Origin of the sequence: Neobacillus sp. OS1-32, assembly GCF_030915425.1 — a bacterium.
GTDB lineage: Bacteria > Bacillota > Bacilli > Bacillales > Cytobacillaceae > Neobacillus > Neobacillus paridis.
In genome coordinates this window covers 1266075-1279135 of the sequence record NZ_CP133263.1, presented here as the reverse complement: position 1 = coordinate 1279135, position 13061 = coordinate 1266075, and the positions used below count along the sequence as shown (strand labels likewise).

14 protein-coding genes are annotated in these 13061 nt (G+C 40.3%); 13 read left to right on the top strand and 1 reads right to left on the bottom strand.

Going from position 1 to position 13061, the window contains the following annotated elements; all coding sequences use genetic code 11:
• The first annotated feature begins 1 nt into the window (after position 1).
• The 11 genes from RCG24_RS06555 to RCG24_RS06505 all read left to right on the top strand — a co-directional run bounded on the left by RCG24_RS06555 (position 2) and on the right by RCG24_RS06505 (position 11048).
• The gene (locus RCG24_RS06555) at positions 2 to 883 is read left to right on the top strand and encodes a MinD/ParA family protein (protein WP_202654185.1); all 882 of its coding nucleotides are present in this window, start codon (positions 2 to 4) and stop codon (positions 881 to 883) included.
• Positions 884 to 903: 20 nt separating this feature from the next.
• The gene (locus tag RCG24_RS06550) at positions 904 to 1293 is read left to right on the top strand and encodes a hypothetical protein (RefSeq protein WP_308078682.1); all 390 of its coding nucleotides are present in this window, start codon (positions 904 to 906) and stop codon (positions 1291 to 1293) included.
• A 46-nt stretch (positions 1294 to 1339) separates the two neighbouring features.
• A complete protein-coding gene (locus RCG24_RS06545) occupies positions 1340 to 2143 on the top strand; it encodes a sigma-70 family RNA polymerase sigma factor (protein WP_308078681.1) in 804 nt (267 codons plus the stop codon).
• Positions 2144 to 2389: 246 nt separating this feature from the next.
• Entirely contained in the window at positions 2390 to 3328 is a 939-nt protein-coding gene (locus RCG24_RS06540) for a manganese-dependent inorganic pyrophosphatase (protein ID WP_308078680.1), read from the top strand.
• 197 nt (positions 3329 to 3525) lie between these two features.
• Positions 3526 to 4221 carry a pirin family protein gene (locus tag RCG24_RS06535; protein ID WP_308078679.1) on the top strand — a complete coding sequence of 232 codons (696 nt, stop codon included), beginning with the start codon at positions 3526 to 3528 and terminating at the stop codon, positions 4219 to 4221.
• Positions 4222 to 4463: 242 nt separating this feature from the next.
• Entirely contained in the window at positions 4464 to 5459 is a 996-nt protein-coding gene (locus RCG24_RS06530; RefSeq protein ID WP_308078678.1) for a sugar-binding protein, read from the top strand.
• The gene (locus RCG24_RS06525; RefSeq protein WP_202654192.1) at positions 5456 to 6901 is read left to right on the top strand and encodes a sensor histidine kinase; all 1446 of its coding nucleotides are present in this window, start codon (positions 5456 to 5458) and stop codon (positions 6899 to 6901) included. Before RCG24_RS06530 ends, RCG24_RS06525 begins: the two co-directional genes overlap by 4 nt.
• Before the next feature lie 11 nt (positions 6902 to 6912).
• Complete coding sequence (locus tag RCG24_RS06520; RefSeq protein WP_308078677.1) at positions 6913 to 7740, top strand: response regulator transcription factor; 828 nt, start codon at positions 6913 to 6915, stop codon at positions 7738 to 7740.
• A gap of 137 nt (positions 7741 to 7877) precedes the next feature.
• Positions 7878 to 9176: an ABC transporter substrate-binding protein gene (locus RCG24_RS06515; RefSeq protein ID WP_308078676.1), complete on the top strand. Its 1299-nt coding sequence runs from the start codon at positions 7878 to 7880 to the stop codon at positions 9174 to 9176.
• A 76-nt stretch (positions 9177 to 9252) separates the two neighbouring features.
• Positions 9253 to 10227 carry a carbohydrate ABC transporter permease gene (locus tag RCG24_RS06510; protein WP_202654195.1) on the top strand — a complete coding sequence of 325 codons (975 nt, stop codon included), beginning with the start codon at positions 9253 to 9255 and terminating at the stop codon, positions 10225 to 10227.
• Positions 10227 to 11048, top strand: a complete 822-nt coding sequence (locus tag RCG24_RS06505; RefSeq protein WP_202654196.1) for a carbohydrate ABC transporter permease — start codon at positions 10227 to 10229, stop codon at positions 11046 to 11048. The genes RCG24_RS06510 and RCG24_RS06505 overlap by 1 nt, the downstream gene beginning before the upstream one ends.
• A gap of 135 nt (positions 11049 to 11183) precedes the next feature.
• Here RCG24_RS06505 and RCG24_RS06500 read toward each other — a convergent pair whose 3' ends face one another.
• On the bottom strand, positions 11184 to 11339 hold the full coding sequence (locus tag RCG24_RS06500; RefSeq protein WP_202654197.1) for a hypothetical protein: 156 nt from the start codon (positions 11337 to 11339) through the stop codon (positions 11184 to 11186).
• A 279-nt stretch (positions 11340 to 11618) separates the two neighbouring features.
• Here RCG24_RS06500 and RCG24_RS06495 point away from each other — a divergent pair, with 279 nt between their 5' ends.
• A complete protein-coding gene (locus RCG24_RS06495) occupies positions 11619 to 12263 on the top strand; it encodes a TetR/AcrR family transcriptional regulator (protein WP_202654198.1) in 645 nt (214 codons plus the stop codon).
• A gap of 24 nt (positions 12264 to 12287) precedes the next feature.
• The gene (locus RCG24_RS06490; RefSeq protein ID WP_374049130.1) at positions 12288 to 13031 is read left to right on the top strand and encodes a GTP pyrophosphokinase; all 744 of its coding nucleotides are present in this window, start codon (positions 12288 to 12290) and stop codon (positions 13029 to 13031) included.
• Positions 13032 to 13061: the final 30 nt, after the last annotated feature.

The following is a 13061-nucleotide window of genomic DNA, read 5'->3' as shown; positions in this document are numbered from 1 at the left end:
TATGGATCAGGCTGAAAGTCTAAGAGAATATATGCACCGCCATCAAGTGCAGCAAGAAAAGAAACACAATTCACGGATGATTACGATTGCAAGCGGAAAGGGCGGGGTAGGTAAGTCGAATTTCACGTTAAACTTTGCCCTGGCATTAAAATCAATCGGGAAAAAGGTTGTTATCCTTGATTTGGATTTATCCACTGCCAATATTGATATTCTAATGGGGGCCTCCTCGTCAGGAAACAGCCTGGCCGACGTGCTCCACAAACGTAAATATTTATTTGATTGTATTGAAAAAGGTACCGGGGGAATTGATTATATTACCGGAGGATTGGAACTTCAAGACCTGTTACTGTTAGATCATGAGAATCAGGTGTTTTTCATGAACCAAATTCAAGAGCTAAATTCCTATGCCGATTTTATTTTACTTGATACCGGTGCAGGAATTTCCAAGATTCTCGTTGATTTTATTATCGCTTCTGATGAAACCATTTTGGTGACGACACCGGAACCGACTTCCATTGCAGATTCCTATTCGGTCATGAAAACCGTCCTCCAATACACCAGCCAAGCCCCGAAATTTCGCTTGGTGGTAAATCGGGCGCGATCCTATCGTGAAGCAATTGATACCTCAAGAGCATTAAAAAATGCCTGTTCCGTTTTTCTAAAAATGGGCTTGAATACGTTAGGATTTTTGATGGAAGATGCTCATGTTCAGAAGGCCGTCCGGTCACAATCACCTTTTTATCTTTCATACCCTAACTGCGAAGCTTCGAAAAACATGAAACAAATTATGTATACCTTTTTACCTGACATGGAAGTCAATTCACCTGTCCCGATAAAAGGTGTCCGCGGATTTTTTGAAAAAATGTTGTCTTTAAGAAAATAGTTGTAAAAGGGTGGCGAAAAATGAGCGGAAGTTGGAGAATTAACGCGATTTTGGGGCTAACCGCATTTATTTTGAGTTTTGTCTTATCATTTGTTAATAATACATGGCTGACGTCCTTATTTCGGGCGTTGATCGGTTTTGTTCTTTTCTTTGTCTTGGGTTATTTGCTGCGGTTTATTTTCCAGCAATTGAACTCAAGGAAAAGCGGGGAAGAACTTCCGCCACAAAGAAAAATCCAGCAGTTTGGTGCCAAAGTGAACGCCCCCATACAAGAACATTCACTGCGGCAAGAAGCCGTAAAAGGGAAGGAAAAAAACGATACCACTGGGCTTCCCAAAGAAAATGCCATTTTTCAAGCTATTTCTTTAGACGCTTTACATACCAAGAAGGGTTCAGATCGGTCTAATTAATTTTCCTTTACTTCCTATCGAACCTTTCAGCAAGGAGGGATAAACGTTGAAACCGGTTATGAATGAAATCAATTCTAATAACCTCTTATGGAGAAAATATCAGGAAAACCAAGATTCAACTGTCCAGGAAAAACTGGTAAAGCAGTATGCCCATTTAGTTGAACGAATGGCCAATCGACTGAGTCTGACGATTCCACAACGTATTATCCCGAAGGAGGATTTACTCGGGTTAGGCTTTATTGGGTTAATCGAAGCAATCAAAAATTTTGATTACACAAAAGGATACCAATTTGAAACCTATGGTTTGTGGCGGATTAAAGGAGCAATGCTGGATGGCATTCGTAAAATGGATTGGATTCCGCGAAGCTTAAGGGATAAAACAAAAGCGTTGAACAATGCCATTCGTGAACTGGAACAGTCCTTGTTAAGAACACCAACAGAAGAGGAGCTGGCAGACTATTTGAATCTTTCCGTTGAAGAAGTCGACGTAACGATGTCGGCCCTATCCTTTTCCACTCTGATTTCGCTTGATGAGCCAATGAATGATAATGAGGAGGAAGGAAAGCAGCAGAGCCGCTTGGATTTTCTTCATGATGATCAGCCTAATCCTCAAGAACAGCAAGTGCAAATGGCTGAGTTTCGAAAAATAATGGCCGAATGTATTGATGAAATGCCTGAGAATGAACGGTTGGTTCTAACCCTATTGTACTACGAAGGTTTAACCCAAGTGGAAATTGCTGAAGTGTTAAACTTGACGAAAGGGCGGATTTCGCAAATCCATTCGAAGGCCATTGTCCGCCTGCGCAGAAAATTTGAAACGTTGGGTTATTCTTTTCAATCATTTGTTTAGTCAGTTCTTGGTGACTGAGCGTTTTGTGTTTTATCATTAGGCAAGTAAATGTTCATTTTAAAAAAATATTTCACGGTTTCCTTAAGTCACCAATCTCATACACTGGTAATATTCAAAAAATAGGTTGAGGGAAGAATTTTTTTACATTTTTTTTGAATCCTTCAGCATTATCATATATAATTTCGATTAGGGTCAATTTTTTATAAATGATTGATCTTTATACTTTAAACGATTGGGAGTAGTAGCATGGAAAAAGTATTTATTTTCGGACATAAGAATCCAGACACAGATTCCATTTGCTCTGCACTTGCTTATGCAGACTTGAAAAAACAATTAGGACTAAATGTTGAACCGGTTCGCCTTGGCACGATTAACAGCGAGACACAGTATGCCCTTACAACATTCAATGTTGAGGCACCGCGTTTGGTTGAGACAGTTGCCAACGAAGTGAAGTCGGTTATTTTAGTTGATCATAACGAGCGCCAGCAGAGTGCCAACGACATTGCTGATGTACGCATCCTTGAGGTCATTGACCACCACCGGATTGCTAATTTTGAAACAAGTGATCCGCTCTATTACCGCTGTGAGCCTGTTGGCTGCACCGCTACGATTTTAAATAAAATGTATAAAGAAAATGGCAAGACCATTCCCAAAGAAATTGCCGGCTTAATGCTGTCTGCGATTATCTCTGATTCCTTACTATTTAAATCACCGACATGCACACATGAAGATGTGATCGCTGCCCATGAGTTAGCGGAGATTGCCGGAGTAGATGCGAATGTTTACGGCTTGGAGATGCTGAAGGCAGGTGCCGATGTCAGCAGTAAAACCGTTGAGCAGTTATTATCCCTTGACGCAAAAGGTTTTGAAATGGGCTCCAGCAAGGTGGTCATTGCCCAAGTGAACACCGTTGACCCAGCTGATGTACTTGCCCGCAAGACTGAACTGGAAGCAGCCATTAAAAAAACTATTGCTGAAAAGAACTTGGATATGTTCTTATTTGTCATCACCGATATCTTAACAAATGATTCAGTTGCCCTGGCACTGGGCAATAAAGCTGCTGCAGTTGAAAGAGCTTATCATGTAACCTTAACTGACAACACAGCCACATTAAAAGGCGTTGTCTCCCGTAAGAAACAAATTGTACCGGTGTTAACGGATATCTTTAATAAGGTGGAAATCTAGGAAACATAAAGAAAACTGTCCATGCCTTGTGCATTGGACAGTTTTTTAATGACTTACGAAAATAGAAATAACCTTTCAATAAATATGTATCAATAGATGTGTCACATTTTTGACAAACATAGAAAAATGTATTACTATTATCTCGAAATCAAGATAGTAATATTTGAGATATTTATAAAAAGGAGACTAAACATATTATGCTCAGAAAAATAAACCACGAAAACATGGGTAGGAGTAATTTAGGCTGGTTAAGAAGCATTTTTCACTTTTCATTCGCTGAGTACTACAATCCGAATAATATCAATTTCGGGATGCTACGGGTAATTAATGATGATCTGGTTGCACCCGGGACGGGATTTGATCTTCATCCGCACCAAAATATGGAGATTATCTCTTATGTAGTGGATGGGGAACTCACCCATGGTGACAGCATGGGAAATAAGAGCACGATCACCCGTGGCCATGTTCAATATATGAGCGCCGGGACTGGGGTTTACCACTCCGAACAAAACTTGGCAGATCAACCACTTAGATTTTTACAAATATGGATTATTCCTGATAAAACAGGCTATACACCAAGTTATGGGGATTACCGATTTGAATGGAATGACCGCCATAATCAATGGCTTCATATGGTCTCAAGCAAAGCAGGAGATGCCCCAATAAAAATCAACCAGGACATGAATGTTTATGCCCTGGAACTTGAAAAAGACAAGGAGATCAGTTTTCTAGTTGCAGCAGGCAGGCAGGCTTACATGGTGCAAGTGGAGGGAAAATCAGCCGTAAATGGAGTTGAATTAGGTACAAGGGATGCCCTGGAAATTGTCGAAGAAGATATCCAGATAAAAGCAAGTGAAACAACCCATGTCGTCATCCTAGAAATGAAAAAATAGCCGAATAAGTAGACAGGCCACGTGTCGCAGGCAGACCTCGTTCATGACAACGGGGTCTGTTTTTTAAAAGATCAGCTTATCATTCTGTCACACCACGTCTTGAAATGGTGGTATTTTTTATCTGAAATTGCTCTCATATTGTTAGTCTTATGCTACTATTAATATATCATATTTATCAATAATCGAACCAATTGGGCGTCTAAATTATTATTATGATATACTAATTGTGGGGGCAGGTCGAAATGAAATATTTTACAAAGTTATTTTATGTAATCGGTTTCTTGTTATTTTTTGTCACCTTTTCCTTCGCTATTTACTTTGCGGAAAAAATGAATGATTTTCGCGTTTCGGCTGCCAAAGAAAAAGTTCCCAGCTACAAATATCATTTCGTGTTAGTGCCGGAGGAAGTTGATAATAATTATTGGAGATTGATAGAAAAGGGTGCCCGTGATGCTGCCAACCAATTCGGGATCGAGCTTGAATATGTAGGACCAAAGCAGGGAAATATTGATGAGCACTTAAAAACTTTGGAAATGGCCGCTGCTGCGAAAGTAGATGGGATTATCTCGCAAGGGCTGACGGAAAAGCAATTTACCCCTCTTATTAATAAATTGGTTAAAAATGGAACGCCAATCATTACAATTGATACAGATGCTGAAAATAGCAACAGGAATTCTTATGTCGGAACGAATAATTATTACGCAGGTTTTATAGCAGGTCAGGCTTTATTAAAGGATACTTCTGGGATCGTGAATGTGGCAATTATTACCGGAAGCTTTCACTCCATTAACCAAAAAATGAGAATGAATGGCTTTAAAGCTGCCGTAAAAGGGGAGGAAAGAGTCCGGATTATCGCCATCGAGGAATCAAAAATTTCCCAAATTCGGGCTGCCGAAAAAACGTACCAGATTCTTGAAAAATATCCCCAAGTCAACGCTATTTTTGGAACCAGTGCTTTGGACGGGATCGGTATTGCGAACTCTGTTACTCTGTTAAATCGCGTCGAGGGAATGTATATTATCGGCTTTGATACACTGGATGAAACGCTAGCGGCCATGAAAAAAGGGATTATCGATGCCACGGTGACTCAGGAGCCTTATGAAATGGGGCATCGTTCTGTCGAGCTGATGATTAAGATCATCGAGGGTAAAAAAGTGCCAACGACCAATTATACCAATACCGACGTGATCCACAAAGAAGATATCACAGCAGACATGAAAGAGGATACCGTCAAATGATGCCAATACGAATCAAGTTATTGCTCTTTTTTGCTGTCATTGTGATGTTGTCCACTGGTGTTGTTTTCTATCTTTACGATAGCAGTAAGAATATTATGAATGAATATAATCAAAGTTTTCAACGCTTCCTGTTACTCAATGAAATCTCTCAGCAAACGAATCAAACAACTGAAGCGGTGAATGCCTTTATCGTGGAGAAAGATAAGCTGTTTATGCAAAAGTATACAAAATTACGGGCTGAACTGTTAAAAAATAACGGTCGGCTTGAGAAGGAAGTTGAAAATCCCAAAAACCATCTATTACTGCAAAATTATCAAAATATGATTGAGAGCTTTATAACGGAATGTGATTTAACCATTAGCACGTTTTCCGATGGGGAAATGGAGCAATATCCAAGCCATTATAATCAGGCTGTTAAGATTTCCAATTTCATCGTAGAAACCACTTTATCACTTATCAATAGCGAACTGACATCCTATCAAAACTTTTATGATCAATTATTACATCAAAATACCAATTTCAAATTCATGACCATTTTTCTGGTTGTTTCCTTACTGATTTTGTGTACGCTTCTAGCCATCATCATATCCGGGGGAATCACCAAACCGATTCAACGGCTTTCTCTGGCCGCTCAAGAAATTTCCGCAGGCCAATTTTCAGGAGCTGATATCAAGGTCAGCACAAATGATGAATTGAAGCTGTTAACAGAAACATTCAACGAAATGCGTAAAAATATCCGCCGTCTTGTGAAGGAAATCAAGGATAAGTCGGAGTTGGATAAGCTTTTAAAAGAGTTAGAATTAAAAAGTCTGCAGAACCAAATTAACCCGCATTTTCTATTTAACACCTTGAATACGATTGCAAAAATGGCCTATCTGGAGAATGCCCATGAAACTACAAAGCTCATTGAGTCAGTGTCTGTTCTATTACGTTATAACTTTGTCCATTTAGAGCAACCGACTACGTTAGAGGATGAAATCTCTTTTGTCAAAGAATATTTCACGATTCAAAGAACCAGGTTCAGCGATCGGATTGTGTTTGAAATGAATATTGATGAGAGCTGTCTCAAGCAGCCCATCCCAAGGATGACACTCCAGCCCATTATTGAAAATGCGTTTATTCATGGAATTGAAAACCATGAGGAGGGAGCCCGATTAGCGATTTCAATCTATAAAAAGGAGAATCAAGTGTATATAGACGTGATCGATAATGGTGCGGGAATGGACGAAGATACCCGGCAAAGGTTATTGCATCTTTCCGAAAGTAGACCTGAGAATAACGAAAAATCAGTCCATTCTTCAGGGAGCTATTCCAGCGGGATTGGGGTAAAAAATGTGATTAAGCGCTTGGAAATTTTCTTTAGAGAAAAGGAAATGGTTGAAATTGAGTCGAAATTAGGAAAAGGAACTCTGTTTCGGATTAAATTGCCAAAGGTGGATTAGGAGGTGCCGATGTGCGAATCATCATTGTCGATGATGAAGCATTAGAACGTAAAGGTTTATCCAAAATGATCCTGGAAGAAATGCCCGAGATTTCAATTGTCGGGGATGCCCGAAATGGCCGGGTGGCGATGGAACTGGCAGATCAATTAGCTCCTGATGTGATGATGATGGATATCAAAATGCCTGGAATTGACGGGGTTCAGGCCGTCAAGGAAATTCGCAAAAAGCATAAAAAGATAAAATTCATTATGGTATCCGCGTTCAATACCTTTGAATACGCCAAAGAAGTGATGCAGCAAGGGGTAAAGGAATATATTCTGAAGCCCAGCAGAAAAGAGGACGTGATAGCCGCTTTACGGCGTGTCCAGGCCGAGGTTCAAGAGGAGCGGGCAGAGCAAATGGAACAGTTGAGGTTAAGGAAAAAATATCAGAAAGCTTTGTCGTTAATCAATTCGGAATGGCCGGAAAAGAATCGCGAATTGCTGGACCGAAACCGCTCGAGTGACTACTCACATATAAAAATCATGATGGAAAAAGCGGTTGATTATATTGAGCAAAATTTCAAAGAAGCGATCACGCTTGAAAAAACAGCTGAATACGTTAATTTAACTCCGTTTTATTTCAGTAAAATTTTTAAAGAAAGAATGGGTGTCACCTTTATCGATTATTTAACTGAATTACGGATTAACTATGCTAAGGAGGAAATGAAATCCCCGGAGAAAAGTCTAAAGGAAATTTGCTTTGATGCTGGTTATAAAGACCCCAATTATTTTAGTCGTGTTTTTAAAAAAATTACCGGAGATACTCCGACAGAATATCGCCATAAACATATTAACTGAAATAGAAATCTTTATACAACAACAAAAAAATGAAGGAAATAACAAAAAAGTGAAGCTAATTCTCCCTTTCGGCGGATATTTTCTATGCTAAAGTTAAAATGTAGTTGGCAGCGCTTACAAAAAAGGGGGAATTGACGTTGAGGAAAAAAGGCTTTGTATTTGGGTTGGTCCTGGTTCTTCTGTTCGCACTTTCTGCTTGTAATTCCAAAGAATCAAGCGGCGGCGAAAAAGAAAAGTCTGGCACTGACTCGAAAAAGTCAGAGAAAAAGGTGGAAATCTTCAGCTGGTGGACTGGTGCTGGAGAGGAAGATGGCTTAAAAGCTTTAATCGCGTTATTTCAGGATAAACACCCTGATATTCAGATCGAAAATGCTGCAGTTGCCGGCGGTGCTGGTACGAATGCAAAAGCCGTTTTAGCAAGCCGTATGCAGGGAAATGACCCTCCTTCGACATTCCAGGTACACGGTGGCGCAGAGCTGAATGAAGGCTGGGTGGCAGCCGGTAAAATGGAGCCGCTGAATGATCTTTATGAAAAAGAAGGATGGAATGACAAATTCCCAAAATCGCTGATTGAAATGGTTAGTAAGGATGGGAACATTTATTCCGTTCCGGTAAACATCCATCGCGGTAATGTTTTATGGTATAACAAGCACGTTTTTGATGAAAATGGTTTGAAAGCCCCAACTACTTTTGAAGAATTTTTTGCTGTGGCAGACAAATTAAAAGCCAAAGGGATTACTCCGCTGGCTTTAGGTGACAAAGAGCCTTGGACTGCTGTGCAAATTTATGAAAACATTCTTTTAGCTGAACTGGGAACAGAAGCTTATGGCAAGCTTTGGACCGGAGATCTATCTTTCAAGGATGAAAAAGTTGTCAAAGCAACGGAGACCTTCAAAAAAATGCTGTCCTATATTAATGACGACCATGCATCACGCAACTGGCAGGACGCCTCGCAGCTGGTAGCAAAAGGTGAGGCAGCGATGAACATTATGGGTGACTGGGCAAAAGGCTACTTCGTCAACGACTTAAAATTAGCGGTCAATAAAGACTTCGGCTATATTACGACACCAGGAACGGCTGGCAAGTTTATGGTTATTACCGATACATTTGGACTGCCAAAAGGAATCAAGAATGTCGAAGAAACGAAGCAATTCCTTTCAGTGCTTGGTTCTGTTGAAGGACAGGATGCCTTCAACCCGTTAAAAGGTTCGATTCCGGCCCGTGTTGATGCAAATGTATCCAAATATGATCAATATGGAAAGGATACAATTGAAGATTTCAAAACTGCAGAGCTCTCACCAAGTTTGGCTCACGGTTCTGCCGCTCCAGAAGGGTTCCTAACAAAGGCAAACCAAGCAGTTAACATCTTTGTTTCCCAGAAAGATGTAAAACAATTAACCGATTCATTAGCTCAAGCAGCTGAAGAATTGAAGTAATCTTGGAGGAAAAGAGGATGAGACAATCTCTTCCTCTTTTTCTCATCAAAGGACTTCAGTGATGGGGGTTAACACAATGGAGCCTGTAAAAGTTTCCAAACAAAGTGGTACTCAAGTATCCGTGAATCTACCAAAAAAGAAAAAAAAATTAAACGGCGATCGATTACTGGCTATAGCATTTCTGACTCCGTCCATTATTTTAGCTGCGATTTTTATTTATGGATTTATCGGCTGGACAGGTTATGTTTCGCTAAGTAAGTGGAATTCGCTCGTACCGGATTTTTCGTTCGCCGGTCTAAAAAACTATCTATTTCTTTTCCAGGATTACCGTTTTCAGGCCGACATCCGAAATACCATCGTGTTTACGGTGCTGTTTATTGGTTTTGTTTTAATCGTCGGTCTTTTCCTGGCCATACTCCTTGATCAAAAACTTCGCGGGGAATCATTGTTCCGCAATATTTTCTTTTTTCCAATGGCCATCTCATTTGTCGTAACGGGAGTTGCCTGGCAATGGCTGTTGAATCCTTCAACAGGAGTGAACCTGTTTTTGAAAAAATTTGGCCTCGACTCCAAGTGGTACACAGATATTACGATAATTGGCGGATTTCATCTTGGAAAAATAGAATTTGGTATTCCCGTTGCGTTACTTGCGGTTATCATTGCAGCCGTATGGCAAATGACCGGTTTTTCCGTCGCAATGTATTTGGCGGGGTTACGGGGAATCCCGGAGGAATTGAAGGAAGCTGCCAGAATTGACGGTGCCAGCGAATTTCAAGTATACCGAAAAGTAGTCATCCCAATGCTGGCCCCTATCACAGTCAGTGTTGTCATCATTATGGCCCACATTTCTTTGAAAATATTTGACTTGATTTATGCGATGACGGGCCCTGGTGCCAATTTTGTTACCGATGTTCCCGGCGTTTACATGTTCGAAACGACATTCCGTGGCAATTATTATGCAAATGGTGCCGCGATTGCCATTATCATGCTACTGTCGGTGGCCATTTTTATCATCCCGTATCTGATCATCAGTAGAAGAGGTGAAAAATAATGGCTGCAAAATCGCTAGTGAAACCCATACTTTACCTTGTACTGATAGGATTGAGTTTATTTTATTTAATGCCGATCTATGTCATGTTTATTACAAGTTTAAAGCCGCTCGATCAGGTTACCTTGGCTGACATGTGGAAGCTGCCGACTCAAATCGATTTTAGCAGCTATGTCAAGGCATTTACAAAGCTGGCTCCTAATTTCTTGAATTCGATTTACCTTGTTGTTCCGGCAACCTTGATTTCCGCATTACTGGGGGCACTGAACGGATATGTCCTCTCGAAATGGAGATTTAAAGGATCAGAAGTGATTTTTACAGCGATTCTGTTTGGCATGTTTATTCCGTACCAAAGCATTCTCATTCCGTTGATTCAATTTTTACGGGAAATTGGTCTCTATAATTCGATCCCCGGCCTTATTCTCGTCCATGTTGTCTATGGCTTGCCGATTACCACATTGATGTTTCGGAACTTCTATGCCAGCATTCCGGAGTCGATGATTGAATCGGCACAAATGGATGGGGCCGGGTTCTTGAGAATCTTTTACTATATTATGATCCCTTTATCGGTTACCGGGTTTGTTGTGGTGGCTATCTGGCAGTTTACAAATATTTGGAATGAATTTTTATTTGCGGTAACGATTACCACCTCGGACCAGCAGCCAGTAATGGTGGCTCTGCAAAATCTGTCTGGAAGCCAAATCGTTCAGTGGAACGTCCAAATGGCCGGCGCGCTCATTGCCGCCTTGCCCACTCTGTTAGTCTATATTTTCCTAGGCAAATATTTTGTCAGAGGGCTGTTGGCGGGGTCAGTAAAAGGGTAGGGAATATTTATCAGAGAGGCAGGCACTAGGGGAAAAATGGTGCCTGGCTTTCTATTTGATTTGTGGAATTATTTACCTTGCCTTTTTCAAAAATAGCGTAAAAAACGATGTCCTTTCTCAGACATCGTTTTTATGTTAATTTTTATCAATGGCAAATTCCGAGGCCGGGATTGGAATCACTTTTCCCCCGATTTGAACATGAACGGTATCGTTAAAAATGGCTTTTACAATTCCCTTTAAGGAAATCGTCGAATTAACTGAAATCTTTTTTTCTTCAGATTGGTTGGCCATAAAAATCAACACCTTTCAAATTAGTCAATATACGAGCGGGAGTTACCCTATTGTATTCGCAAAAACTGGTTGATATCCTTCAAAGGCCTTATGATTTTACGAAAAAAATAAAAAATCGGTCATGTTATGGGTTCTTGTATTTAAAAGGGGTGTTCAAAAGGGATTTTCATAACATGAACCGTAGTTCAAGTATTGCATTTTATGAACATCTTGTCAATAATGAAGTTGAACTATAGTTCAGGTTATCGTTTTATGCTATGATATCTTTGAGGTGGTAATATGTCAGATCGAGAAGATCAATTAGTCGGTGAGTTTCCGTTTATTCCTAGGCAGGAACGGGCCCAGCAAAAGAGAAAGGCCTTGCTTGAAAGCGGCAGGATCCTATTCACGACAAAAGGGTATGAGCACACAACCGCCAAGGAAATTGCCGCCCATGCAGGAGTGGCTACAGGGACCTTTTATCGATATTTTTCAGATAAGCGGCAGCTTTTAATGGCGCTTTTGGAAGATAAAATTGATCAATTTCTTGCACCCGAACCCCATTGGTTTTGCCATGACCCTGTGTCACTATTGGCTTCGCTTTTGGAGGCTCATGTGCTTCGGTTGAATCATTCCGGGCTTCACCGTGTATTACCAGAAATCCTCTCAAAAGACCTGGACCTGGCGGAAGTGATTCAAGCAGCAAGAAAGAGAATACATGCTAAAATTCTTTCCAGTTTAAAACAAATCCATGAAAAAAACTTAACTTGGAGGGATTTGGATTTGGATACTGTTGCTTGGTCGATTATGATGCTGTTTGAGAACAGTCATAAAAAAGCGGAACAAACGGGAGAAAAGGTAAACTACCGGGAGATGGCCAAGGTAATTTGCCGTATGATTTTTCCACCTCACATTCTAGACAATTTTCCAGACGAATTGAAATAGTACATTACGAAAGGACGTCTATCTGTGAATATTGAACAGGTTTTAGATTTAAAAGAATTGAAAGAATTAAGGGTTGAACTGACCCGGTTTATGATGGCCTATCAATTTGCCATCGATGAAATGGATACGAAGATCAATATTCTTTCCGAAGAATTTAATTATATTCATGATTACAATCCGATTGAACATGTGAAATCACGCTTAAAATCACCTGAAAGCATCTTGAAAAAGATATCCCGGAAAGGTTATGAATTTACCTTGGCCTCGATTAAAGAAAATATAAGGGATATTGCCGGCATCCGGATCACTTGTTCGTTTCTTTCCGATACTTACAAAATAGCGGAAATGATTTCGAAGCAAAAGGATATCAAGGTGGTTGAATTTAAAGATTATATTAAACATCCGAAGCCGAACGGTTATCAAAGCCTGCACCTTATTTTGCAAATCCCCATTTTTATGTCCGACCGGGAAGAGTTAACATACGTGGAGGTGCAAATCCGCACAATTGCGATGGACTTTTGGGCCAGTTTGGAGCATAAAATCTATTATAAATATAATAAAGCAGTGCCTGGTCATATGATTGAAGAGTTAAAAGAGGCAGCCGTCATCGCATCGCAGCTGGACAAAAAAATGGAACGTCTCCACAATGAAATTACCGAAATTAGACAGGCCGACGAAACGGAAACTTCGCAGTTGCTCATTGATATCCAAAATGGGAACTGGAATATTCCTTTGTTGGAGAGTATCATGCCCAAAAAAGAGAGCTAAAAAAATTAAGGCCCATCATATATGTTGTGA

Excerpts from the sequence above, each read along its gene's own strand:
- RCG24_RS06555 (WP_202654185.1), top strand. The coding sequence starts at position 2 with ATGGATCAGGCTGAAAGTCTAAGAGAATATATGCACCGCCATCAAGTG.
- RCG24_RS06500 (WP_202654197.1), bottom strand. The coding sequence starts at position 11,339 with ATGGCCAACCAATCTGAAGAAAAAAAGATTTCAGTTAATTCGACGATT.
- RCG24_RS06510 (WP_202654195.1), top strand. The coding sequence starts at position 9,253 with ATGGAGCCTGTAAAAGTTTCCAAACAAAGTGGTACTCAAGTATCCGTG.
- RCG24_RS06505 (WP_202654196.1), top strand. The coding sequence starts at position 10,227 with ATGGCTGCAAAATCGCTAGTGAAACCCATACTTTACCTTGTACTGATA.
- RCG24_RS06530 (WP_308078678.1), top strand. The coding sequence starts at position 4,464 with ATGAAATATTTTACAAAGTTATTTTATGTAATCGGTTTCTTGTTATTT.
- RCG24_RS06495 (WP_202654198.1), top strand. The coding sequence starts at position 11,619 with ATGTCAGATCGAGAAGATCAATTAGTCGGTGAGTTTCCGTTTATTCCT.
- RCG24_RS06540 (WP_308078680.1), top strand. The coding sequence starts at position 2,390 with ATGGAAAAAGTATTTATTTTCGGACATAAGAATCCAGACACAGATTCC.
- RCG24_RS06525 (WP_202654192.1), top strand. The coding sequence starts at position 5,456 with ATGATGCCAATACGAATCAAGTTATTGCTCTTTTTTGCTGTCATTGTG.
- RCG24_RS06550 (WP_308078682.1), top strand. The coding sequence starts at position 904 with ATGAGCGGAAGTTGGAGAATTAACGCGATTTTGGGGCTAACCGCATTT.
- RCG24_RS06535 (WP_308078679.1), top strand. The coding sequence starts at position 3,526 with ATGCTCAGAAAAATAAACCACGAAAACATGGGTAGGAGTAATTTAGGC.